This is a genomic window from Streptomyces microflavus, from assembly GCF_014650075.1.
Classification (GTDB): domain Bacteria; phylum Actinomycetota; class Actinomycetes; order Streptomycetales; family Streptomycetaceae; genus Streptomyces; species Streptomyces microflavus.
In genome coordinates, this window is the sequence record NZ_BMUG01000001.1 from 31,383 (window position 1) to 56,843 (window position 25,461).

Here is a 25,461-nt window from a genome sequence, read left to right on the forward strand (position 1 = left end):
GTTCCGTGCGCGGGGCCTTCCCTCCCGCCCGCCACTCTTCCGGGGGACGGGCGGCGGGCCGCGGGCCGTGGGCCGCCTAGAGGGCGTCCGCCAGCAGCCGGTCCGCGACCCGGGCCGCCGCACGGCCGTCGTCCAGGTCGCAGTAGTCGCGCCGGAAGCTCTCGTACGCGTCCGCGTGCCGGGCGGCCAGCGCCCCGATGGAACGCAGCGCCTGCGCCACCTCGTCCGTCGTGACCAGCAGCGGCCCGGGCGCCCGGGTCTCGAAGTCCAGACAGAAGCCGCGCACGGTGTCGCGGTAGTGCTCCAGGTCGTACGTGTGGAAGAGCATCGGGCGGCCCGTCAGCGCGAAGTCGAACATCAGCCCCGCGTAGTCGGTGACCAGGACGTCGGCGATCAGGAGCAGACCGGCCGCGCCCGGGTGGTGCGAGACGTCGAGCACGCCGGGCCCGTCCTGGACCCCGCCGGTGACCCGGGGGTGGAGCCGGACCAGCACCGTGTGGCCGGGGCCCAGCGTGCGTGCGAGGGCCTGCGGGTCGAGGGCCGGATCCCAGCGGTACGGGCCCGGGGCCGTGCGGTCGGACGGGTCGGGGGAGGCGGACGGGGGGTGGGCCAGGTGGTCGCGGTAGGTCGGCGCGTACAGCACGACCCGGCGGTCCTCCGGGATGCCGAGCGTGCGCCGGACCTCCTCGGCCGCCTTGTCCCGGTCCGGCGGGAACAGCACGTCGTTGGCCGGTGATCCGGCCTCCAGCACCTCCCCCTCGTACGCCAGCGAGCTGCGCAGCAACGGGGTGGCGAAGCGGCTCGGGGAGACCAGCACCGACCATTGGGCCGATCGGTGCGCCAGGGTGGCGAGATGCTGGTGGTCGGCGTAGAGGGTGTCCGTCAGGCCGGTGCCGAAGCGGCCGAGCGGGGTGCCGTGCCAGGTCTGGACGACCGTCTGCCCGGGGCGCCGCTCGAACCACGCGGGCAGTTGTTCGTCCGTGACGATCCGGCGGGAGCGGGCCAGCGCCTCGTACCAGGCGGCGCTGTGCACGGGAACGGCCCGCGCACCCGGCGGGACGTGCGTCGTGCGTCCGGGAGCCGTCCCGGTGACCCACAGGTGCTCGGTCTCCGTGCCCCGGCGTACGAGCTCGGCGTGCACGGCCCGCGGGGAGTCGCCGCCCGCGTAGAGGACGGTGTCCAGGAGCGGGAGGTGCGCGGTGGTGCGCCGTGCGGGGTGGTGCGCGTCGCGCAGGAGCCGCCTGCTGTACGCGCTCCGCTCGGCGACCGGGAGCGCCCCTCCCGCCACGACGGTCAGCCGGTCACCGTTCCGCCGCTCCAGGGCCAGGGCGGAGTCGCCGCAGGGCAGGTGGGCGGCGAGGGAGGTGAGGACGCGCACGGGGCGGCCGTCCAGGTGGAGGGCCCAGCGGCCTTCGGGGAGGGGCGGCGCGATCGACGCCGAGAACCGGCCCGTCACGCGGTCCACGGCGGCCTCCGCGACCGGGGCGCTGTGGTGCAGGGTCTCGTGGCGGAGGACGAGACGGGCACGGGTTTCGGCCGCTGCCTCAGGGAGCGCTGAGGCCGGAGCGTCCACCCCCGAAGCCGAAGCCTTCGGAGCGTCTGTCGCCGGAGCCGGAGCCGCCGGAGCGTACGTCCCCGAAGCGGTGGCTGCCGGAGCGCACGTCCCCCGGACGCGCACGCCCCCCTCGGCTGTGCGCTCCACCGCATCCGCGACCGGCAGCCCGGCCAGGTCCACCACCAGCTCTCCCGCCGCGTCCGCACACGCGGGCGGCGGCAGGTCCGGGGCGGCGGGCAGCCGGACGCGGGTCCCGTCGGCCAGCAGCAGCCGGGTCCGCCACCGCGCGCCGGTCTCCGCCCCGACCTCGTGCGGGGCCCGGTGCGGGGCGGCCGGTACGGCGGCGAGGCCGTCGAGCGGAATGCGCACCGTGAACGGCGTCCCGCGCCCCCCACCCACCGCGCCGGCCCCACCCGGCGTACCGACCCCTGCCTCAGCCCCGCCCACCGCGTCAGCCCCACTCGGCGTCCCGCGCCCCCCACCCACCGCGCCGGCCCCACCCGGCGTACCGACCCCTGCCTCAGCCCCGCCCACCGCGTCAGCCCCACCCACCCCGCACTCCACCGGGAACGAACGCTCCTCGGCTCCCTCGCGCAGCAGCAGGACCGCCACGGGCCCGGGGCCTCCGAAGCACCGGCCCGTCAGCTCCAGCGGGCCCCCCTCCGCGCCCCCGCTCGCCTCCACCACCGCCCCCGGCCGCCACACCCGCAGCCGCAGCCGCCCGCCCCGGTGGTCGAGCACTGCCCGCCGCCCGTCGCCCAGGTCGTGCACGAGCGGCTGGTCCGCGCCCGCGTCCAGGGCGCGTACCGCCACCCGGCGTACCGTCCCGCGCGCCGCGACGACCAGCCCGACCAGCCAGCCGCCTCCGCCGTCGCTGTCCGCCGTCGCGGGCAGCCGGTCCGGGTCCAGGACCATCTCGAAGCCCGCGTGGTCGTAACCGTGCAGCTCCTGACCGGAGTTCACCGTCGCCTCGGGCATGGAGACCGACCGCACGGGAACCATCCGCACCGGCACGGCCCGCCCCCCGCGGCCCCCGCCCTCCGCCCGGACCATCCCCACCTTGAGCTGCTGCCGCGCCGACCCGGCCGGAAGGTTGCGCAGGTAGGCGTACCCGCGCAGCCGGAGCTTCCCGTCCGCGCCCCACCGCGCCTCCACGAGCCGTGCGACCGCCGGTACGTCGGTGCGCGCGAGCCGGGCGCTCGCGCCGCGCACGCCGGGGTACGCCGCCCGCCGCCGCCCGGGCGGCCCCTCCACGGCGAACACGCCCGTCCCGTTGGCCCGTTCGAAGGCGAGGACCGCCAGCAGTTCACCCATCTGCCGCTCCCGCACCAGGCGCCACTTGATGCGCAGCTCCACCGGCAGCCCCTCCAGCACCCCTTCCCCCGCCCGGTCGACGAACGCCCCGGCCCCCTCCAGGAACGCCGCCCGGTACGCGTCGCCGCCCATCGGCAGGCCGTCCAGGAAGTACCCGAAGTCGTCATGCAGACAGGACGCGTCGTACGCCCGCCGCTGCTCCGCGTCCCCGTGCTCGCCCAGGAACGCGCTGACCTGCTCGCACGCGGCGATCCGGTCCCGTACGCCGGTGACGTCCGTACGCCGCCGGGTGATCGACCCCTCGCGCACCCGCCAGTAGTAGACGTGCTCGTGCAGGACGTCGACGGACCCGGCGAGATGGTGGGCGGGGATCATCACCGGGGTGTCCTCGTACAGCTTCCCCTCGGGGAAGGCGAAGGCGTGCGCGTCCCAGAAGGAGCGCCGGAACACCTTGTTCCACGCCACCCGGTCGGCGAGCAGGCGAGGGTCCCGGGTGATGTGGGTGCGGGGGCGCGTGGAGGTCAGCCAGCGGTACTGCCACGCCTGCTGCCGGCCCTGCCCGGTCAGCCGCCACACGTTGCCGGTCACCAGGTCGGAACCGGTCGACTCCAGCGAGGCCACCATCCGCTCGTACGCGTCGTGGACGACGAAGTCGTCGCTGTCCGCGAACGCCAGGTAGGGGACGGTGGGGGTGGTGTGCCGGACGCCGGTGTTGCGGGCCGCGCTGAGGCCCGCGTTCTTCTGCCGGACCAGCCGGAAGCGGTCGTCCCGGGCGGCGAACGCCTCCGCGATCGCCGCGCTGCCGTCCGTCGAGCCGTCGTCGACCATCACCACCTCGATCGCGGCGAGGGTCTGCTCCGCCACCGACCGCAGGCAGTCCTCAAGGTACTCCTCGACGTTGTGGACGGGGACGACGACGCTGAGGAGGGGTGGCTTCATGTCCTGGTCAACAGAGGGCGGGTCCCGTGGTCACCGGCGCTGACCCGAACGGGTGAACGCGGCCCCCCGTCCACCGGGCCCGCGATTACCCTCGGCTGCCATGCCCTCCAGGCCCACCAGAGCATCCGTGAAGCGGTTCGTCCGTCGGCAGGTCATGCGGGCCGCCTACCGCACCGACCTCCACCGCCCCCTCGACCCGAACCTCGCCGTCTACGGGGCCTACTGGAACCGGGGCGTCGCCTGCAACCCCGCCGCGATCCACGCCAAGGCCCGCGAACTGGCGCCGGACATCAGGGGGTTGTGGGTCGTCTCCTCCCGGTACCGCGACCGGATGCCCGCCGGTGTCCCGTACGTCATCGAGGGCTCGCGGCCCTACTGGCGGGCCATGGCCACCGCCACCTACCTGGTCAACAACTCCAGCTTCCCGGGCGGCTTCACCAAGCGCCGCGGCCAGCGCTACCTCCAGACCCACCACGGCACCCCGCTCAAGACGATGGGGCTCGACCAGCGGGCCTACCCCGCCCTGGCCCGGAAGGCGGACTTCGCCAAGATCCTTGCGCACGTGGGGCAGTGGGACTTCAGCCTCTCCGCCAACCCGCACACCACCGAGGTCTGGGACCGTGTCTACCCGGGCCCGTACGAACGGCTCGACCTCGGCTACCCCCGTAACGACGTCTACTTCACCGCCACCGCCGAGGACATCGCGAAGATCCGCGCCGGACTGGGCATCGCCGAAGGACAGACCGCACTCCTCTACGCCCCGACCCACCGCGACTACCGCGAGGGCTTCCTCCCCGATCTCGACCCCGAGCGCCTCGCCCGCGAACTGGGCCCGGAATACGTGCTCCTGGTGCGTGCCCACTACTTCTACGGGCGTTCCGCCGGAGCCGCGGGCACAGTGGACGGACGGGTCCTGGACGTCACCGCACACCCCCGGGTCGAAGAACTCTGCCTGGCCGCCGACGCGTTGATCACCGACTACTCGTCCCTGACCTTCGACTACGCCTGCCTGGACCGCCCCGTCGTCGTCCACGCCCCCGACTGGGCCGCCTACCGGGGAGCGCGCGGAACCTACTTCGACCTGCTCTCCGGCCGGCCCGGCGACACCCCGGGCCCGGTCACCACCACTTCCGGCGAGCTGGTCGAGGCGTTCCGTACGGGGGAGTGGCGCTCACCCGCTTCGGCCGCGCTGCGCACCGCGTTCCGGGAGCGGTTCTGCCCGTACGACGACGGGCACGCGGCGGAACGGGTCGTACGGCGGTTCTTCGGCCTCCCGCACTCCGGCCTCCCGCACTCCGGCCTCCCGCACTCCGGCCTCCCGCACTCCGGCCTCCCGCGCTCCGGCCTCCCGCACTGACGTCCGCCACCCGAATGGCTCAGGCCCCGCGACTCCGTGCGCTCCCTCTGCCCCGCCCGGTCGTTGATTCCAACAGCTCGCGCACACCGCCAGGTTGGGAGACGTCCATGCACCGGTCCGCCTACGAGCAGATGGAACTCTGCATCCGGGAGTATCTGCCTGCCGAAGGGCCCGCGTCCGGCACCTACCGGGTCGTCGACCTCGGCTCCCGTATCTCCGGCAAGCAGACCCGCACCCACCGGGCGCTCCTCGCCAAGCACCCCATCGACTACTTCGGCGTCGATGTGCAGGACGGGCCCAACGTGGACGCGGTGATGAAGAAGCCGTACCGCATCCCCGCCCGCTCCAACAGCGCCGATGTCGTGCTCTCCGGGCAGGCGTTCGAGCACATCCCGTTCTTCTGGGCCTCCATGCTGGAGATCGCCCGGGTTCTGAAGCCGGGCGGCCACGCCTTCATCACCGCGCCCTCGCGCGGCCATGTCCACGATGCGCAGGACTGCTGGCGCTACTACCCGGACGGGTTCCGGGCGCTGGCCGCCCACTCCCGGCTCGAACTCCGCGAGGCCTACACGGACTTCCCGCCGCAGAAGGGCATCTGGCACGACTACCGGGCCATCGACAGGAAGGCCGCCTACTGGGGCGACTCGGTGGGGGTGTTCCGCAAGCCGCAGGGCTATCCCCGGCTGACGATGTTCGCCGTACGGGAGCTGGCGGTGTGGTGGGCGAACCGGGTCGGTGGCGTGGACGGTGTCCCGCTGCCCCCTCCGCTCGACGGCCGGGAACAGTGCGGGCGCCCGAAGTCCGTGCCCGCGCAGACGTCGGAGCCGGCGCCCGCACTCGAACAGAATCCGCCCCGATCAATGGCAGGTTGACGAAAAGTGACATGCGCCACAAACCGCGCGTACTGTCCCGGTCCATGGCTTGGCGCAACGCCGTCAACGGCGTCCTTCAGCAGCTCACCGGATACCAGCTCAGGCGCGTGACGGTGCCCGCCGCCCGCACGGCCCCGGCCGAATCCCTCGCGGCCTCGACCCCGGCCCCGGCGCCCCCGAAGCCGGAAGCCGAGGAGGGGCAGGCGAAGAAGCCGGAGACGAAGAAGTCCCCGGCGAAGAAGCCCTCCCCGGCCTTCCCGGAGGACTACGACGACGAGGCCAGGGACATCATCCGGGCGGTCAAGCCCTACTCGATGACCTCGCCGGAGCGCCTCAACGCCTTCATCCTCGCCACCCGTTACATCGCCCGGCACAACATCCCCGGTGACATCGTCGAGTGCGGCGTCTGGCGCGGCGGCTCCATGCAGGCCTGCGCCCGGACCCTGCTCTCCGTCGGGGAGACCGAGCGCGAGCTGTACCTCTTCGACACGTACGAGGGCATGACCGAGCCCACCGCCGAGGACCTGCGGCGCGACGGCCGCCCGGCGCAGGAGCTGCTGGACGCCCAGGGCAAGGACCGGCCGATCTGGGCGGTCGCCTCGCTGGACGACGTAAAGGCGGGCTTCGAGAACGTCCCGTACCCGAAGGAGCGCGTCCACTACGTGCAGGGCCGGGTCGAGGACACGGTCCCCGGGCAGGCGCCCGAGCAGATCTCGATCCTGCGCCTGGACACCGACTGGTACGCCTCCACCAAGCACGAGCTGGAGCACCTGTACTCCCGGCTGGTCAGCGGCGGTGTGCTGCTGATCGACGACTACGGCTACTGGCAGGGATCGCGCCAGGCCGTGGACGAGTTCCTCGACAAGACCGGCGAGCGGCTGTTGCTGCTGCGCATGGACGAGGGCCGCATCGCCGTCAAGCCCTGATCCGCCGGACCCCACCCAAGCCCCGTGCCCCTCCCCGGTACGGGGCTCGGCCGTGTCACCGGCGCGCCCCCGTACGCGTGACTCCGCCCCCCTCCGTCACCCGAATGGCTTCCCTCGGGTGACCGGGCCCGGGGGTGCGGGTTGTACACCGTGGCCCCCTCATCCCCCTTGATGGTCATCCCCCCGATGTCGTCCGCCCGGAAGGATCGTGCGCTGCGATGGCACCCCGTCTCACCGTCGTCGTCCCCCTCTACAACGTCGAGGAGTACCTCGGTGTCTGCTTGACCTCGCTCGCCGAACAGACCATGGCGGACCTGGAGGTCGTCCTCGTGGACGACGGCTCCACGGACAACGGGCCTGTTCTGGCTCAGGAGTTCGTGGACCGCGACCCTCGTTTCCGGCTGATCCGGCAGGAGAACGCCGGTCTGGGCGCGGCCCGTAACGCCGGAGTCCGTGAGGCGGACCCCGCTGCGGAGTTCCTCACGTTCGTCGACAGCGACGACGTCGTCCCGCCCGGTGCATACGAACGGATGCTCGCCGAACTCGACGGCTCCGGCTCCGACTTCGCGACCGGCAACGTGCTCCGGCTGCGGGCGAACGGGGCGCTGGAGCAGTCCCCGATGTTCCGCAAGCCGATGGAGAAGGCCCGGCCGGCCACCCACGTCACCCGGGACTGGATCCTGCTCGGCGACCGCATCGCCTGCAACAAGGTGTTCCGCCGCACCTTCTGGGATGAGCACTCCTTCTCCTTCCCGACGGGCGTGCTGTACGAGGACATCGCCGTCGTCCTGCCCGCCCACTTCCTGGCCCGCTCGGTGGACGTGGTCGAGGAGCCCGTCTACCACTGGCGCGACCGGGACGGCTCGATCACCACCCGGCGGGCCGTCCCCCAGGGCATCCGCGACCGGGTCACCGCCGTCACCACCGTCAGCGACTTCCTCGCCGGCCGGGAGGGAATGGCCGAGGCCAAGCGGCGCTACGACGCGCACGCGCTCTCCGGCGACCTGTGGCTGTTCATCGAGGCCCTGCCCGGCGGTGACGAGGAGTTCCACGAGGCCTTCCTCGACCACGCGGGGGTTTTCGCCGCCACCGTCGCCCCCGAGGTCTTCGCCGGTCTGCCGCTGGACCTGCGGGTCAAGTGGCAGCTCATCCGGGAGCGCCGGATCGCCGAACTCCTCGCGCTGCTCGGCGAGGAGAAGAGCGACCGGGCCGCCTTCCACGTACGCGGCCTCCTCCGCCCCCGTGCCCACCACCCCGCAGTCCGCGACCCGCTGCCGCCCGCCGCCACCGCGCTCACCCCCGCCGACCTCCCCGTCCACGCCCACCTCACCGAGGCCGTGTGGCGGGACGGGCTGCTGCGGCTGACCGGGTACGCCTACGTACGCAACGCGCCGGGCTGGCCCCCGCGGCTGGGCTGGCTGCGGTCCGGGAAGCGGCTGGTCCCGCTGCGCCTGCGACCCACCGGCGGCTCCGGCCGCGACGAGGCCACCGCCCGCTCGGGGCGCTCCCTGCACCGCTACGCGCGCGCCGGGTTCGAGGCGGTCGTCGACCCGCGCGCGATCGCTGCCCGGGGCAAGGGGCCTCGTACGACCTGGAAGCTGGAGTCGCTCCTGTTCGGCGCGGGGCGGGTCCGCCGGGGCCCGATGCGGCTCACCGGAACCCCGGCCCCGCCCGCCGTCCTGTACACCGACGAGCGGACCCGGGTCGTCCCCGTCCTGTCCGGCAACAAGCTGGAGCTGCGCACCGAACGCGTCCCCGCCGTCCTCACCGGCCACTCGGCCGCCGACGACTCCCTCCACCTGGACGTGAAGGTCCTGGACGACGACGGGCCCGTCGCGCTGCGGCTGACCGAGTGGCGCACCAAGGACACGCAGGAGTTCGCCCTGCGCGGCTCCCTCGGGTCCCGCGCCGCCGATATCCCGCTGAGTGCCTTCCGGGGCAAGGACGAGATCTGGGGCGTACAACTGGTCGGCGGGAGGGGACGGTTGACTGTTGCCGCCCCGGCCGATGCCGAAAACGGCCGCTATCCGCTGCCCGGTGGCCGCGAACTGTACGTGGGCCCCAACCCGTCCGGCGATGTCGTCCTCACCGACCGGGCCGTGCAGCCCGTCATCACCTCCGTGGCGTGGTCCGAGGGCGGGGAGCTGGTACTCGAAGGCGCCTTCCCGGAGCCGTCCGGCGTCATCGGCGAGCTGGTGGCGCGGCACAGCGGCCACCACGAAGAGGCCGTCATCGCCGTGGAGTTGGGGGAGGGAGGCGTCTTCCGGGCCGTGGTCGACCCCGCTGCCGTCGACGGGCCGGGCGGGCCGCTGCCGCTCGCCGAGGGGCGCTGGTACCTCTTCCTGCGCGAGCCGGGCGAGCGCGACCCCGACGCGTACCGGCCACTGCGTCTGACCACCCCGCTCCACGCCGGACTCCCCCTCCAACGTGAGGCGGAGGGGCGGCCCTTCACCCTTCAGCGCCGCCACCACGACCGGCTCGTCCTTGAGTCGGGCAGCGTCCTGCCCGTCACCGAGCAGGGTCCGTACGGGCAGCGGATCCAGCGCGAGCGGTACGCCGGACTCCGCGCCACCGACCGCGACCACCTGCGCCCGGCCGTCCTCTACGCCAGCTACGACGGCCGCCAGTACTCCGACTCGCCCCGCGCGATCCACCGCGAACTGGCCTCCCGGGCACCGGAGATCGAGCACCTCTGGGTGGTCCGCGACCAGCAGGCGGCCGTGCCCGAAGGGGTCCGGGCCATCGCCCTGCACAGCGCCGAGTGGTACGAGGCGCTCGCCCGGAGCCGCTGGGTCGTCACCAACACCCATCTGCCCCAGTGGTTCGAGCGGGCCGAGGGGCAGTGCGTCGTCCAGACCTGGCACGGCACCCCCCTCAAGCGCATCGGCCGCGACCTCGCGGGCACCCCGCACGCCGACGCCGCCTACATGGCCTCCATGGAGCGCCGGTCCGCACAGTGGAGCGTGCTGGTCTCCCCGAACAGCTTCTCCACGCCCGTCCTGCGCCGCGCCTTCGGCTACTCGGGCGAGGTGCTGGAGTGCGGCTACCCGCGCAACGACCTGCTGTACGCGCCCGACCGGGCGAAGATCGCCACCGCCGTACGGGAGCGGCTCGCGATCCCCGAGGGGCGGCGCGTCGTCCTGTACGCCCCGACCTGGCGCGAGGACCGGCCCCGGCATGGCGGACGGTACGAACTCGACCTCCAACTCGACCTGGACCAGGCCCGCGAGGCCCTCGGTGAGGACCATGTGCTCCTGGTCCGCCGCCACTACCTCGTCGGCGGCAGCGTCCCCGGCACCGACTTCGTCCGGGACGTCTCGCGCCACCCGGACGTCTCCGAACTGCTGCTGATCAGCGATGTCCTGGTCACCGACTACTCCTCGATCATGTTCGACTTCGCGCAGACCGGCCGCCCGATGCTCTTCCACACCTACGACCTGGCGCACTACCGGGACACCCTGCGGGGCTTCTGCTTCGACTTCGAGCACCGCGCCCCCGGCCCTCTGATCCCCGGCTCCGCAGAGGTCGTGGCCGCCCTGCGCGACCCGGAGGCCGCCGTCGCCGGGCACCGGGAGGCGTACGAGCGGTTCCGCGAGGCGTTCTGCGATCTCGACGACGGGAGCGCGGCCGCGCAGGTCGTCGACCGCATGCTCAAGGACGGCTCCGGGCAGCGGGAGGCGCAGGCATGACCGACTTCAGCTGTGTGATCACCGGCGGCGGGGAGACCGAAGGGGCGGGAGGCGCCGACGCCCTCCGCGCCTCCGTCGCCTCCGTCCTCGGCCAGTCGCTGCAAGGCTGCGAGGCCCTCGTCGTCCTCGCCTCCGGCGCCGGAGCGGCCACCCGCACCGCCGCCCGTGCCCTGGCCGACTCCGCGCCCGGCCGGGTCCGCCTCGTCCACGCCGACCCGGCCGCCCGCACCACCGGCGCCCTGCGCAACGCCGGGCTGGACGCGGCGACCGGCCGGTACGTCCTGGTGCTCACCCCCGGCGAGCGCCTCCACCGCCACGCCTGCCGCAACCTCTGGCAGGCGGGCGAACGCAGCCGCGCCGACCTGGTCGCCGGGCGGTGGAGCCGGACCGCCGACGAGGGCGGCAAGGAACAGGAACCGCCCTGGCAGGACGAGCTGTTCGTCCGCTCCCGTACCGTCACCCGGTTCGCCGAGGCGCCCGGACTCGTGGTCCGGGACGCCCTGGTGACCGGCTTCTGCCTGCGCCGGGAGGCCGTCCGGCGCCACGGGCTGCGGTACGAGGAGGACCTGGCGCACGGCGAGGTCCTGTTCGGCCCGCTCGCCGCGGCGGCCGTCGGCCGGATCGCCCTGGTGCGGCGGCTGATCGTGACCGGCCGGGCCGTGCCCGACCGGGCCCGCGACCTCACCGCCCTGGTGGAGGCCCACCGCCGGGTCGCCAACACCCTGGACGCCCACGGGCTGCCCGAGCTCAGGGAGGAGCGGGAGCTGGCCTTCGCCCGCGACCACCTGGTGCCGCTCGCCCGCTCCTTCCCCCGCCTCCCCGCCGCCCGCCGCACCCGGACCGCCGCCACGGCCGCCCGCGTCCTGACCGCCCCCGTACCCCAGGGACTGCCGCCGCTGGAGCGGGTCGCGGTCGCCCTGCTGGCCCGGGGCGACGCCGAGGGCGTCCTGACGGCGGCGTACGCGCTGAGCCGGCCCGCCACCATCTGCGCCCCGCTGACGACGGGGCCGGACGGGCGGGTGTGCTGGGGAGGCGAGGGCGGCGAGGGGTCCGCCGAGGGCGCCGTAGCGGTCGACGTCACCGAACTCGGCCATCAGTACCGGGTGTTCGGCGAGGCCCGGCTGATGAACCGGCTCACCCGCTGCACCGCCGAGGAGGGCCGGCTGCTGCTGGCGGGCCGCCTCGTGCTGCCCCCGCACACCGGACCCGGCCCCGACACGCCCCTCACCGCCACCCTGGAGTTCCGGGCCCGGGGAGGGGCGCGCGCCGTCGCGTTCCCGGTCACGGAGCTGCGCCACGACGGGAACGGGATCACTTGGGGGGCGCGCGCCGACGTCACCCGCCTCCTGCGCCCCCTCGGCGTCCGCGACACCGCCTGGGACGCGCGGCTGATCGTGGAAGCCGACGGGGAGCTGGGCCGCGTCCGGTCCGTCAGCGACCTCTTCGGCCCCCAGGACCTGGTGGAAGGGGCCGTCCGGTTCGCCGCCCGCCCCCGGCTCGGCAGGCTGACCGGGGAGACCTGGGAGCCCTACATCACCCTCAAGGACCACCTGGCGCTCCGCCTCACCGCCCGCCGCCGCCCGGCCCGGACCGCCCACCGCCTGGTCCGGTACGCCACCCACTTCCGCCCCGCCCGCAAGGCGAAGCTCCTCGTCCGCGCCCTGCGCAAACGGCTGGACCGCTACCGCTCCCGGGGCTTCAAGGCGTCCCTCTACAACACCTGGCTCACCCGGCTCCCCGTCCGCCGGGGCTCCGTCGTCTTCGAGAGCCACATGGGCCGCTGCTACGGCGACAGCCCGCGCGCCCTGCACGAGGAGATCCGCCGCCAGGGGCTGAAGCTCCGCCCCACCTGGTCCTACGACACCTCCCCGGCCGGATTCCCGGACGACGCCCGCCTCGTACGCCGCTGGTCCTGGCGGTACGTGTGGGCGCTGGCCCGCGCCGAGTACTGGGTCGACAACCAGGGCTTCCCGCAGAACCTGCGCAAGCCCGCCCGCACCACCTACCTCCAGACCTGGCACGGCTCCGCGTACAAACGCATGGGCTTCGACGAGAGGCGCGTACAGCTCCAGAACGCCCCCCAGCGGGACCGCCTCCAGCAGGCCGTGCACCGCTTCGACCACTTCCTCGTCCGCTCCGAGCACGACGAGGTGACCCTCGCCCACGCCTACCGGCTGCCCGAGGACCGGCTCCTGCGCACCGGCTACCCGCGCAACGACGCCCTGATCGCGGAGCGCACCCGGGCCGAGACCGAGGGGCGGCTGCCGCGCCCGCCGCTCGCCGGGGAGCTGGGGATCGACGACCACAAGAAGGTGGTGCTGTACGCGCCGACGTTCCGGGGCGGACCGGTCGGCGGGAAGCAGGCCAGGCGCCGACTGCTCCTGGACGTGCGGGAGTTCGCCGAGCGGTTCGGGGACACGTACACCCTCCTCGTCCGGGCGCACTACCTGGAGGCCGCCCGGCTCCCCGTCTGCCCGCCCGGCACGGTGATCGACGTCTCGCGCCACCACGACGTCAGCGAGATCCTCGCCCTGGCCGACGTCCTGGTCACCGACTACTCCTCGATCATGTTCGACTTCGCGCTGCTGGACCGGCCCGTCATCCTGTACGCCCCCGACCTCGACGCGTACGCCGCCGAGCGCGGGAGCTACTTCGACCTGCGGGAGAGCGCGCCGGGCCCGGTCACCGCCACGCAGGAGGAACTCTTCGCCGAACTCGCCGAGCTGAAGAAGTCCGACACCCGGCACGCCGAACAACGGGCCTCCTTCGCCGAGAAGTTCGGCGCCTACGACCAGGGGGACGCGGCCCGGCAGGTCGTCGCAGCGGTGTTCTCCCGCCAGGGCACACGCCAGGGGGCCGGCCAGGGCGCCCGCCGGGGAGTCCGCCACACCACCGACCACGACCGGGGGGCCGGCCGATGAGCCGTGACATCTTCATCGTCTCCAACAGCACCGACGAACTCGGCGGGGTCACCGCCTGGACGCACCAGACCGCCCGCCTCTTCACCGAGCAGGGCCACCGCGTCCACATCATCGGCATCCACGCCGCCGAACGGAAGATGGCCCTGCCCGAGAGCCCCGGCCACCCCGTCACCGCCCTCTACCCGGCCCACCCGCCGACCCCCTGGGCCCCCCAGGGCATCCGGGACCGCTTCCGCATCCCCAGCCGGCGCCGGGAGGCGGCCCGGGTCGCCGAGAAGCGGCGGGCGGTCGCGCGGCTCTCGGAACTCTTCGCCACCGCCCGGCCCGGCGGGGTCGTCGTCGTCAGCCAGGTCTGGGCGATGGAGTGGGTCGGGGAGGCCGACACGGCCGGGCTGCGGGTGATCGGGATGAGCCACGAGTCCTACGACTACTCCCGCGCCAGCCACCGCTACCGCTGGATCAAGAACCACTACAAGGACATCGACCACTGGCTCGTCCTCACCGAGGAGGACGCCGACCGGTGGGCGGGCGACGGGATGAACAACGTCGGCTTCCTGCCCAACGCCCTCGCCCACCTGCCCCACGTGCCCTCCCCGCGCACCGCGAGGACCGTGGCCAGCATCGGCCGCCTCACCGACCAGAAGGGCATCGACCTCCTCCTCGACACCTGGGCCCTGGTCGCCCCGCAGCGCCCCGACTGGCGGCTGCGCGTGTACGGGACGGGCGAGGACGAGGCCGCACTGAAGGCCCGCTGCACCGGCCTCGGGCTCGACGGGTCCGTGGAGTGGATGGGCCGCACGGACGACGTGGAGGGGGCCCTCGCCGCCGCCTCCGTCTTCGTCCAGTCCTCCCGGGGCGAGGGCTTCCCGCTCGCACTCCTGGAAGCGATGGCCGGCGGGGTGCCGTGCGCCGCCTTCGACTGCGCGCCCGGGGTCCGCGAGATCGTCCGGGACGGCGAGGACGGCCTCCTCGCCCCCGCCGGGGACACCGCCGCCCTCGCCGACCGGCTGCTCCGGCTGACCGGCAACCCCCGGCTGCGCGACGCGCTGGGGGACCGGGCGCGCTCGGGCGTCCAGCGGTTCTCCGAACCGGAGGTGGCGCGGCGCTGGGAGGAGCTGTTCGCGTTCCTGGAGCGGTGACGCCGCCCCTGCGGGTGGCCCCGGTTCTGAGGCCGCCCTTGCGGGTGGCCCCGGTTCAGCCCCGGGCCGCCCGCGCCCCCGCCTGGTGGTGCTGGGCGGGCACGACCGCCCGCCGGGCCGAGGACGGGACCGGGAGCGGCAGCCCGTCCGTCTCGCCCAGGAAGACCCGGCGCACCACGCGCTCGGCGGCGTTCCCGTCGTCGTACGGACAGAACCGGGCCCGGAACGCCGCCCGCAGCTGCGCCGAGCGCGAGCCCCGCCAGTGGTCCGTGGCGAAGATGTCGAACAGCTCGTCCTGGCTGCGCGCGACGACGCCGGGCGGGAACGCCGTGATGTCGAAGTAGGTTCCGCGGGCCGCCTCGTACGCCTCGATGTCGTCCAGATGCAGGATCACCGGGCGGTCCAGGTTGACGTAGTCGAACATCAGCGACGAGTAGTCCGTGAGCAGCGCGTCCGAGGCGAGCGCCAGCGTCTCCAGGGAGGGGTGGCCGGTGACGTCGATGATCCGGGGATGCGTCGTCACCGTACGCGTACGGCTGCCCCTGCCGCCCCGCCCACGGGGGGCGCGGTCCAGGATCACGAACCGCGGCCCCAGCACCCGGATCAGCCGCTCCAGATCGAGGGCCGGCCGCTGGACGCGCCGGTAGTCGCGGTGCGTCGGCGCATGGAGGAGCGCCGTGGTGCCCGCCGGGATGCCGAGCGTCTCGCGGAGCCGGGCCACATCGGCCGGGCCGGTGCGGTGGTAGACGTCGTTGCGCGGGGAGCCGTACTCCAGCGTCGTGTACGCGGACGGGTAGGCCCGCTCCCGTACGAGGGTGGTGTGCGGGTTGGCGGAGAGGGCGAAGTCCCACTTGTCGACGTCCCGCAGCAACTGCTCGAAGTCGGTCCTCCCGGCGGCGGCGGGCCGGTCCAGGAGATCGGTGCCGACGGTCCTGAGCGGGGTGCCGCGGTGGGTCTGGAGGAGGATCTGGCCGCGCCGCTTCACCAGCCGCCGGTCGAAGCCGACGTTGTTCACGAGGTACGCGGAGCGGGCCAGGGCGCTCCAGTACGCGAAGGTCCCGGGCGTCAGGCGGCGGGTGGCGGTCGGCACGGTGTGGGCGTCGACGGGACGGCAGATCCACATGGTCCGCAGCCCCGGGACCAGTTCGCGCGCCTTCGCCTCGATCGCGGCCGGGCTGCAGGCGTACCCCCCGCCCCCGTGGGCGGCGAAGACCGCGTCCCGGGGGCGCAGCGGCAGCCGCAACTGGATCCGGTAGTGCGCCTGGAGCGCCGCACCCCGCACGGCCCGGCGCAGGGCGGCCGCGCCCCGCCGCAGCCCGTCGCCGATCCGCCTGCTCGCCGCCAGGGCCCGGTAGGTGCGGCGCGCGCCCAGCCGCATCAGGCCGTGGCGGAGCTGGGCGCGGCGGGGAGCGGGGGCGCCCGGGGTGCGGTAGCGGCGGCAGGAGGCGGTGGCCCGGCGGAAGAACGCGGCGCGGCTGGGGTGCGGGAGGCGGTCCCGGGAGGCGTAGACCGCGCAGAAGTGGTCGAGCATGCGGCGGAACAGCACCGGCCGCCATACGGAGAGTTCGGGGTGGGCGTCGACGAACGCGAAGACCCGGTCGTACTGGTCGAAGATGTCGAAGTGCCGGTCGCTGGTGGTGGAGAGGATGTTGCCGCGCCGCCGCTGCCGGTAGGAGACGCAGACCGCGTCCAGTACCGCGATCGACCCGGCGGACATCAGCACCGGGTAGGTCCAGGGGGTGTCCTCGTAGTAGCCGGGCGGGAAGGCGAACCCCTCGGCCTCGACGAACGCACGGCGGTACGCCTTGTTCCAGACGACCATGAGGAGTTGCAGCAGTTCGGGGCGGTCGGCCAGCCGGAAGGAGGCGGGTCCGGCCTCGTCGAGCCGGTCCGCGAGGACGTTGCGTACGCTCCGGCCCGACCAGTACGTCCGCGCGTAGTCGTACATCAGGACATCGGGGTCACCGGTCGCCCCGAGCCGGTCGGCGATGGTGCGGAGCGCCTCCGGGAGGAGGGTGTCGTCGCCGTCCAGGAAGATCAGGTAGTCGCCGGTCGCCCGTTCCATCCCGGCGTTGCGGGCCGGGCCGAGGCCGGAGTTGCGGGGGAGGTGGAGAGCGGTGACGCGGGGGTCCCGGCGGGCGTACTCGTCGGCGATCGGGCCGCAGGCGTCCGGGGAGCAGTCGTCGACCACGATGATCTCGTAGTCCTTGAAGGACTGGTCCAGCACGGAATCCAGACACGCGTGCAGATACGCCTGGACCCGGAATGCGGGCACGATGACACTGAACCGGGGCACTACACATCCATGGGTCGTTCGCGGGAACCAGGTGGCCCGCAAACGTCGGATGGAATGACAGGGTTACGCCGGACGTGGCATTCGGGCGAAGTACACGCCGAAGCGGCCCGGTTCCGGGGAACCGGGCCGCTCGCGGTTGACGTACGGCCGTGCGTGCCGTCGTACGCGTGGGTGAGCGCGGGCTACTTGACCGCACCCGCCATGACACCCGAGACGAACTGCCGCTGGAAGGCGAAGAACACCGCCAGCGGGATCACCATCGACACGAACGCACCGGGTGCCAGCACGTCGATGTTGTTGCCGAACTGGCGTACCTGCTGCTGGAGCGCCACGGTGATCGGCGGCGAGTCGGAGCCCGCGAAGATCAGCGCCACCAGCATGTCGTTCCACACCCACAGGAACTGGAAGATGCCGAGCGAGGCGATCGCCGGACCGCCCAGTGGCATCACGACCCGGGTGAAGAGACGGATCTCGCCCGCCCCGTCGAGCCGTGCGGCCTCCAGCAGTTCGCGCGGGATCTGCGCGAAGAAGTTCCGCAGCAGGAAGATCGCGAACGGCAGCCCGAAGGCCGTGTGGAACAGGACGACCCCGAGCGTCGTCTCGAAGATCCCGATGGTGCCGAAGAGTTCGGAGACCGGGATCAGCGCGACCTGCACGGGGACCACCAGCAACCCGACGACCAGCAGGAACCACCAGTCGCGGCCGGGGAAGTCCATCCACGCGAAGGCGTACGCGGCGAGCGAACCGATCACGACCACCAGCACGGTCGACGGCACGGTGATCATGACGGTGCTGACGAGGGAGCCGGTGATCGTCGAATTGTCCAGCAGGCGCTGGTAGTTGTCGAAGGTCAGCTCGGAGGGGGCGGTGAAGATCTTCCACCAGCCGGTCGCGGCGATGTCCTCGGGCCCTCGGAGCGAGGAGAGGAACAGGCCGATCGTCGGCATGATCCAGAACAGGGCGACCAGGATCAGGAAGACCCGCATCACCCCGCCACCGAGGCGTGCCGCGATCCGGGCGCCGAGGGACTGCTTGGGTTTGAGCGCCGAGGGTGTGGTCATCGCTTCGCCTCCTTCCGGATGCGCCGGATATTGCTGCGTCTTCCCGGGGGACAACCCCCGGACCCCCGGCCGGGAGCTGCCACGGGGCGGGTCAGGTCCGTCATCGCTGCGCCTCCTTCCGGATGCGCCGGATATTGAAGAGCATCACCGGGACCACCAGGAGCAGCAGAAGCACCGCGATGGCGCTGCCGATGCCCAGGTCGGCGTCCGTGCCGAAGGACGACCGGTACAGCTGGAGCGCCAGGACGTTCGCGTCGTCCTGGGAGGAGCCCGGCGCGATGATGAAGACCAGGTCGAAGACCTTCAGCACGTTGATCATCAGCGTCACCAGCACCACCGCGAGGACCGGGGCCAGCATCGGCACGGTGATCCGGCGGAACACCTGCCACTCGTTGGCACCGTCCACCCGGGCGGCCTCCAGGAGTTCGCGGGGCAGGCCGGCCAGACCGGCCGCGATCAGCACCATCGCGAACCCGGCCCACATCCACACGTAACTCCCGATGATCCCGGGGGTCACCAGGCTCGGGCCGAGCCAGTCGACGCCGTTGTAGGGCTCGCGGAAGTTCTCCGCGGGCAGGCGCAGTTGGGCCCCGTCCGCCGATGCGGGCAGGGTGAACACCCCGTCGGCCCCGGCCGTCGCCGTGGCGATGACCTTGCCGTCCCTGACCGCCTCCACCTTCAGGCCCTTGAGGCCCAGCTCCTCGGGGTCGACGACATTGGGCTTTCCGCCGCCGCCCCGGGTGAAGTCCAGCCAGGCCGTGCCGGTGATCCCGCCACCGTCCGCCTCCGGGGCCGCCTTCGCCGGGCGGGCGTCGCCGGGCATCTTCGCCGGGGCCACCCCGACCAGCGGCACCTGGACGGCCTCCCCGGCCCGTACCGGCTCCTTGGAGACGAACGACCCGCCCTCACCCTTCTCCAGCGGGTGCACGGGCAGCGGGCGCGCCTTGGGGAAGCCGGCCGACTCGTTGAACGTGTCGTGCACGCTCACCGCGACGGCATTGGCCACCCCGCGCTCGGGCGCCTGGTCGTAGACCAGGCGGAAGATGATGCCCGCCGCCAGCATCGAGATCGCCATCGGCATGAAGACGATCAGCTTGAACGCCGTCCCCCAGCGGATCCGTTCGGTCAGCACCGCGAAGATCAGGCCCAGCGCGGTCGCGACGGTCGGGGCGAACACCACCCAGATCGCGTTGTTCTTCACCGCGGTGAGGATCGTGTCGTCGGTGAACAGCGCCTTGTAGTTGTCGATCCCGGCGAAGCCCGTACCGGCCTGGTCGAAGAACGACCGGTAGACCGAGTAGCCGATCGGATAGAGCACCAGCGCGCCGAGCAGCACCAGCGCGGGCAGCAGGAACGCCGCCGCGATGACCCTGCGGGTGCCGGTCACGCTCTTCTTCCCGGGCCCAGGTGACGGGCGCGGATCGGTGTCTGCGGAGGGCGCCGGTGCGGCGCCCTCCGCGTTCGTGGTCGTCACCGCGTCAGCTCTTGTACGCCTTGGCCGCCTCGGACTCCAGCTTCTGCTGGGCCCCCGCGACGTCCTTCGGGTTCTTCAGGAAGTCCTGGAGGATCTTCCACTCACCCTTGCCGGGCGTCCCGCCGAACGACTGCGGGGCCTGGTCCGACATGTCGAAGCGGACGTCGTCACCGGCCGCGACGAGCGCCTCGGCCATCGTGCGCTGCACGTCATTGGGGTACGCGGCCACATCCAGGGCCTTGTTGGGCGAGATGAACCCGCCCGCCTCGGCCCAGATCTTCGCCGCGTCCGCCGAGGCCAGCCAGGTCAGCAGCGCCTGGGCGCCCTTGCTGTCCTTCAGCGCCACCGCCGCGTCGCCACCGGTCACCACGGGCGAGTCCGCCCCGACCGCCGGGAACGGGAAGACCTTGGCGTCCGTACCGATCTTCGCCTCGGTCTGCGCGATGTTGACGGAGACGAAGTCGCCCTCGAAGACCATGGCGCCCTTGGGCTGGTCGCCGCCGGTGAACGTCTGGGTCACCGAGGTCGGGAACTCCGTCTGGAGCGCCCCGTCCGCGCCGCCCGCGATCAGCTCCGGCTTGCCGAACAGCTCGGCCAGGGTGGTCAGCGCGTCCTTGACCGACGGGTCGGTCCACGGGATCTCGTGCTTCGCCAGCTGGTCGTACTTCTCGGGGCCGGCCTGGGAGAGGTAGACGTTCTCGAACCAGTCGGTGAGCGTCCAGCCGTCGGCGCCCGCCACGGAGACCGGGGTGACACCGGAGGCGGAGATCGTCTCCGCGGTGGTGATGAAGTCCTTCCAGGTCTTCGGCTCGGCCGCGCCCGCGTTGTCGAAGGCCGCAGCGTTGTACCAGATCAGGGACTTGTTGGCGGCCTTGAAGTACACGCCGTACTGGGTGCCGTCCACCGCCCCGAGGTCCTGCCAGACCTTGGCGTAGTTCTGGCCGAGCTGGGCCCGGGCCTCCGGGCCGACCGGCTTGGCCCACTTCTTGGCCACCGCCTGCTGGATGGCGCCGACCTGCGGGATCATCGCGACGTCCGGGGGCTGGCCGCCCGCGATCTTCGTACCGAGGAAGTTGACGATCGGGTCCTGGGCCGGGACGAAGGTGACCTTCGCACCCGTACGCTTCTCGAACTCGCCCAGCACCTTGGTGAAGTTGGCCTGCTCGGGTCCTGTCCAGACCGCGGCGACGGAGATGTTCTCCCCGTCCAGCTTCGGCAGGGTGACCGTGGACGCGCTGTCCGTGCCCTCGCCCGAACCGTCGCCCGACTTCTTCGAACCGCCGCCGTCCCCGCAGCCGGTCAGCGCCAGAGCGCCGACCGCCGTGAAGACGAGCGCGGCCCTGCGTATGGAAAGGGTTGTACGCATTCCTGCCCCGTCTCTTCCGTACGCGCCCGACCACGTTGTCGTCGCCCGGGCTGCGTCGTCCGTGCGCACAGTCCTACGCCCGGTGCACGGGCCCCGCAATACCGCCGTCGGGCCCAACACGGTGATCGTGATGGCCTCGTGACGTCATGTCAGCCGAGGCTGGGAAATGCGGCGGAATGAGGTGAGGGACGGGCGGGCAGGGACAGGAGTGTCAGCTGGGACGCGGGCCTCGGGGGCCCTCCGGGGTGTGGAGCGGCGGATTCCGACGGGGTCGCCTCACGGGTCGCCCCACGGGGTCGCCTCAGGTCGGGAACGGGATCAGCGGGGGCAGCCGCTCGGCGTTCACCGAGCGGGCCGCGCGCTCCAGGGCGCTGGCGAGCAGCGCCAGGTCCGTCGGCCCGTTGCCCAGCTCGCGGACCGGGCGCCGGGTCGGCGGGTCGCCCATCCGCTCCCACTCCAGCGGGACGACGGTGGGCCGAAGCGTCGCCGTACGCGGGATGCGGCCGGTGACCCGGCCCCCCTGGAACGGGGTCACCCGGCCGTCCGGATGCCCCAGCCTTCCCCGGCCCGGGGCCGGTTCGTCCGGGGAGGGCGGCAGGACCGGGGCGTCCAGCACGATGCGCAGCCGCGCCCCCCGGGCCAGCTCGGTGTCCTCTGTGCGGTCCGGGCGGGCCGAGGTGGCGACCAGGTGCACCCCGAGCCGGCCGCCGTCCCGGGCCACGGCCTCCAGTGCCCGGACCACGGAACCGGCGGCGGGGCGGCCGGGGCTGCCGAGCCCCGGAGCGACCAGGGCGTCGAAGTCGTCGACGAGCACGACGAGGCGCGGCAGGGGCGAGGGGCCCGGGTCCGACGCCCGTGCGGCGACCGGGCGCAGCCGGAGCGTGCCGCTGGCCGGGGAGTCCAGGTCGCCCCGGCGCTCGGCACCGGTCGGCGGACGCTGGCCCACGATGCGCCGGGACTCCTCCTGCTGAGCCTGTTCCGCGTGCCGGGCGTGCCAGGCGGCGAAGTCCAGCGGGCCGAGCAGCTCGGCGCGGCGCTTCAGCTCACCGCCGAGGGCCTGCGCGAACTCCCGCATCCGGACCGGGTCGGAGGCGACGAGGTGCGTGAAGACGTGCGGCAGCTCCGTACAGGGGAGCAGCCCCGGTGCTGAACTGTCGCGGTCCTCGGGCTTCCCGCCGGCCCCGTCGACCAGCAGGATGCCGAGCCGGTCGGGCCGGGCCGCGGAGGCGAGCGAGGCCGCGATGGCCCGCAGCAGCTCGGTGCGGCCGCTGCCCGCGGGACCCTCGATGAGCAGGTGCGGGCCCTCATCGGCGAGATCGACGCTGAGGGCGCCCCGGGGCCCGGCCCCGAGCACGAGCACGGGCCGCCCAGCGTGCTGCCCGGCCTGCGCCGAATGCCCCGCCGAACCCTCACCGCCCTGCGGGCCGACCCGGGGGGCGGTGCGGGCGGGGTAGGGCGTGCGGTTGGAGTCCCGGCTGTCCGTGCCCGGGTACGGCGTATGGCTTGAGTCCCGGCCGTCCGTGCCCGGGTAGGGCGTGCGGCTGGAGTCCCTGGCGTCCGTGCCGGGGTACGGCGTGCGGCCGGAGCCGTGCGTTTCGGCCGGAGGGTACGGCGTACGCCCGGAGTCCCGGCTGTCCGCGCCGCCGCCCGGGTACGGCGTACGGCTGGAGTCCCGGTCGCCCGCCGCCGGGTACGGCGTTCGCCCCGGCGCCGGGGTGTCCTGGGAGCGGTGGCCCTCGGCGGCCGTGCGCTGCGGGCCCACGCGTGGGCCCGTGCTGAGGGTGCGGCCCGAGCCGGGGGTCTCCAGGTCCGCCCGGGACGGGGGAACGGCGGCGGTGGCCCGGGGCACCGAGGCGCCCGGCTGGTCCTCCGCCGTGGACGCCCAGCGGGCCATCAGCGACGCCGGGGTCGCGCGGGCCAGGCCCAGCTCGTCCAGCAGCCGGGCCGAGGGCGGCAGCGCCGCCGTCGTCGGGCGGCCCGTCAGCGCGGCCGAGCCCTCGTCGCGCAGGGGCGCCAGCGCCCGCCCGAACCGCTCGGCCCAGGCCGCCGACACCGCGTCCACCGCGGCCACCGTGCCGTGTCCCGCGGCCTGGCCGCCCGCCGTGCGCAGCAGGCGCAGGGCCGTGGCGACATCGCCGCTGAGCATCGCGACCGCCCCGCACTCGCGGAAGGCGATGGACGCCCGGCAGGCGGCGTCGTACGTCGCGGCCACCGGGGACGTGGGTGAGGAGGCCGGTGTCTCGGCCAGGCAGATCAGATGGATCCCGGCCGCAGCCCCCGCACCGGCCAGCCGGGCCGTCGTCTCGCGCAGGGCCGCCGTACCGGGGTCGCCGTCGAGCACGACCACCGTGTGGGGGCCCGTGTGCGCGCGGGCAGCCTCGGCCACCTCGGTCCGGTCCAGGTTCGGCCAGCCGGGACCGAACGGGCCCTCGTCGAGGCGGCGCACCAGCTCGGCCGTACGGGCGGCCGCCTGCTCACGGTCGTACGCGAGGAGGAGCCGGCAATCCTGCCCGTGCATCGGGCGCAGATGCGGCAGCCACCCCAGCCAGGACCACTCGCGCCGCCGTTCCTCCAGCGGGCGGGAGCGGTCCGTGGAGATGAGCACGATCTCCAGGTCGAACGGGGAGTGCAGCGCGGCGAGCTGCGCCACCGTGGCGCGGGCCAGCCCCGCCAGCCGGGCGCGCGGTCCGGCCAGCCCCAGCGAACCGGCCTCCCGCAGCCCCACCGTCACCGGCACCGACTCCACATCGGCCCGGTCGGTCGTCCCGAGCCGCACCACCAGCGCCTCCGGGTGCCCGTCGTGGCGCTCCCACAGTCGGGGCCCCGGGCCCAGCGCGGTCAGCAGCACCGCCGCCGGGTCGGGCCAGGTGCCCTCGGGCGCGGACGGCACGGCGGAGAAGGGGGAGAGCGGGGAGGCGGGGGAGGCCAGATGACCGGGGTCGCCGAAGGAACCGGAGGAGCCTGAGGTGCCGAAGGTGCCGTACGGGTCTGCGCCCTGGGCCTCCGCGGAGTAGTCGTGGGAGTGACCGGATGGGACGGCCGTCGCCCCGGGCCACGGGTCCCGGCCCGGCTGATCCGCCCCCTGCGCCTGCTCGCCCCTGGCCCCGCCACCGCCCTTGAGCCGCCGGGCCCAGGCGCCTATGCCCCCGCGCCGGGGCGCCTCACCCGCACCGGACGAATCCCGCCCGCCCGTCGCACCGAACGGCTCCCGGCCGCCCGTCGCACCGGACTGCTCCCAGCTTCCCGCCGCACCGAACTGCTCCCCGCCGCCCGCCGGGCCGAACGGCTCCCGGCCGCCGTGGGTGTGCTGGTGCGCGGATGTGTCCGGGGTGCCGTGACCGGGGCCGGGCTCCTGGCCCTCGTACCCCGTCGGCTCCTGGCGGAAGGCGTGCGGCTGCTGCCCGTACGCAGGGCTCTGCCCGTCGTCGTCGCTGCCGTAGTGGTAAGCCCTGAGGGGCGGGGCGGTGGGCGTTCCGGAGGTGTGGTGGGCCGGAGCGTGCTGGTCCGGGTCGAGGCGGCTCACCCGCAGGTGGCCCTCGCCGTCCGGGGCGGCCGGCAGTGTCACCGGACGCGAGCCGGCCGTGAGCCTGAGGGCCGATTCGCCGAGCCGCAGCAGGGCGCCGGGCGGGAAGCGGACGGGCTGGTCGCGGACCTCCGCACCGTCCAGGGAGGTGCCGTTCGTCGAGCCGAGGTCGGCGACCGAGACCCGGCCGTCCTCGGAGACCGTCACCGCGCAGTGCAGCCGGGACACGTCCGGGTCGTCCAGCGGGACATCGGCCTCGGCGGAGCGGCCGATCCGGATCCGGCCGCCGTGCAGCAGATGGACCCCGCCCGCGTCCGGCCCGGCGACCACGTGCAGCTGCGCCGGGACGGCGTCGTCCGTCGCCTCGTCCTCACCGGGGACCTGGAGCGAGAGCACCGCGCCGTCCACCAGCGGCGGTTCACCGAGGGCGATGCGCTGGGCGTCCAGCCGCTCCCGCCCGGCGAAGAGCACCACCGCCCCGCCGCCCTGGGAGCCCTCGGGCCCCGAGACGGCCTGTGCCAGACCGGAGGCGACAGCGGCCAGTGCCGTGCCGGCGGGGGCGGTGACGAGCACATCGCAGGCGCGCGCCGGGGTCTGGCCGCTGCGCGGCGCTAGGACGGTCAGCCGGATCTGCATCGCCGTCGGCGGTCCCTTCTGCGCGGGGTGCCCGGCAGGGGAAACGCCCTGTGATTCCCCCCACCCGGCACGGACAGGTCGTCCGTACAGGTCGTCACGGACCCCGGGCTCCCGACCCGTCAGATCCGTGCTTGGAGGCATCCTCGCACCTGCCACTGACAACACGCCCGGCGGTCACCTTTAAATGATCTTGAATGGTCGGCTGTGGGCGCAAAAGTGCCTGCTTGCGTCCTGTTCCCGCCGGTCGGGCCGCCGTCGCCGGCGATACCTGCCGCCTCCCGGGCACGGGTACGGCACTGCAGTTCGAGTCTCCGATTCCCGAGCGTCAACCGTGTGCGGCAACCATCTGTCCGGTGTGCGCGTCTTCCCCCGAAACGCGACCCCCCGACCCCT

The 25,461-nt window shown here is 73.8% G+C and carries 12 protein-coding genes; 6 read left to right on the plus strand and 6 right to left on the minus strand.

Translation table 11 applies throughout. The features are described from left to right. Nucleotides 1–76: 76 nt before the first annotated feature. Nucleotides 77–3,808 (minus strand): bifunctional glycosyltransferase/CDP-glycerol:glycerophosphate glycerophosphotransferase, encoded by a 3,732-nt coding sequence (locus tag IE264_RS00130; RefSeq protein ID WP_190167555.1) that lies wholly within the window; start codon nt 3,806–3,808, stop codon nt 77–79. A 100-nt stretch (nt 3,809–3,908) separates the two neighbouring features. On the opposite strand from IE264_RS00130, the gene IE264_RS00135 reads away from it, so the two are divergent. The 6 genes from IE264_RS00135 (at nt 3,909) to IE264_RS00160 (ending at nt 14,712) form a co-directional block, all read left to right on the plus strand. Continuing rightward, entirely contained in the window at nt 3,909–5,165 is a 1,257-nt protein-coding gene (locus tag IE264_RS00135) for a CDP-glycerol glycerophosphotransferase family protein (RefSeq protein WP_078657567.1), read from the plus strand. A 107-nt stretch (nt 5,166–5,272) separates the two neighbouring features. Continuing rightward, entirely contained in the window at nt 5,273–6,037 is a 765-nt protein-coding gene (locus IE264_RS00140; protein WP_032759030.1) for a methyltransferase domain-containing protein, read from the plus strand. A gap of 11 nt (nt 6,038–6,048) precedes the next feature. Continuing rightward, the gene (locus IE264_RS00145) at nt 6,049–6,963 is read left to right on the plus strand and encodes a TylF/MycF/NovP-related O-methyltransferase (protein ID WP_015608898.1); all 915 of its coding nucleotides are present in this window, start codon (nt 6,049–6,051) and stop codon (nt 6,961–6,963) included. Between the two features lie 218 nt (nt 6,964–7,181). Beyond that, nucleotides 7,182–10,652, plus strand: coding sequence for a bifunctional glycosyltransferase/CDP-glycerol:glycerophosphate glycerophosphotransferase (locus IE264_RS00150; protein WP_032759031.1), 3,471 nt, complete (start codon nt 7,182–7,184; stop codon nt 10,650–10,652). After that, a complete protein-coding gene (locus tag IE264_RS00155; RefSeq protein WP_032759033.1) occupies nt 10,649–13,573 on the plus strand; it encodes a bifunctional glycosyltransferase/CDP-glycerol:glycerophosphate glycerophosphotransferase in 2,925 nt (974 codons plus the stop codon). Before IE264_RS00150 ends, IE264_RS00155 begins: the two co-directional genes overlap by 4 nt. Then, complete coding sequence (locus IE264_RS00160) at nt 13,570–14,712, plus strand: glycosyltransferase (RefSeq protein WP_032759034.1); 1,143 nt, start codon at nt 13,570–13,572, stop codon at nt 14,710–14,712. Before IE264_RS00155 ends, IE264_RS00160 begins: the two co-directional genes overlap by 4 nt. A 55-nt stretch (nt 14,713–14,767) precedes the next feature. Here the strand turns inward: IE264_RS00160 and IE264_RS00165 are convergent, their stop codons facing one another. The 5 genes from IE264_RS00165 to IE264_RS00185 form a co-directional block, all read right to left on the minus strand. Next, complete coding sequence (locus IE264_RS00165) at nt 14,768–17,008, minus strand: bifunctional glycosyltransferase/CDP-glycerol:glycerophosphate glycerophosphotransferase (RefSeq protein ID WP_032759035.1); 2,241 nt, start codon at nt 17,006–17,008, stop codon at nt 14,768–14,770. 182 nt (nt 17,009–17,190) lie between these two features. Continuing rightward, nucleotides 17,191–18,069, minus strand: coding sequence for a carbohydrate ABC transporter permease (locus IE264_RS00170; RefSeq protein ID WP_032759036.1), 879 nt, complete (start codon nt 18,067–18,069; stop codon nt 17,191–17,193). Nucleotides 18,070–18,169: 100 nt separating this feature from the next. Further along, complete coding sequence (locus IE264_RS00175) at nt 18,170–19,456, minus strand: carbohydrate ABC transporter permease (RefSeq protein WP_032759038.1); 1,287 nt, start codon at nt 19,454–19,456, stop codon at nt 18,170–18,172. A 91-nt stretch (nt 19,457–19,547) separates the two neighbouring features. After that, a complete protein-coding gene (locus IE264_RS00180) occupies nt 19,548–20,909 on the minus strand; it encodes an ABC transporter substrate-binding protein (protein ID WP_015608891.1) in 1,362 nt (453 codons plus the stop codon). 301 nt (nt 20,910–21,210) lie between these two features. Further along, nucleotides 21,211–25,068 (minus strand): FHA domain-containing protein, encoded by a 3,858-nt coding sequence (locus IE264_RS00185; protein ID WP_032759039.1) that lies wholly within the window; start codon nt 25,066–25,068, stop codon nt 21,211–21,213. Nucleotides 25,069–25,461: the final 393 nt, after the last annotated feature.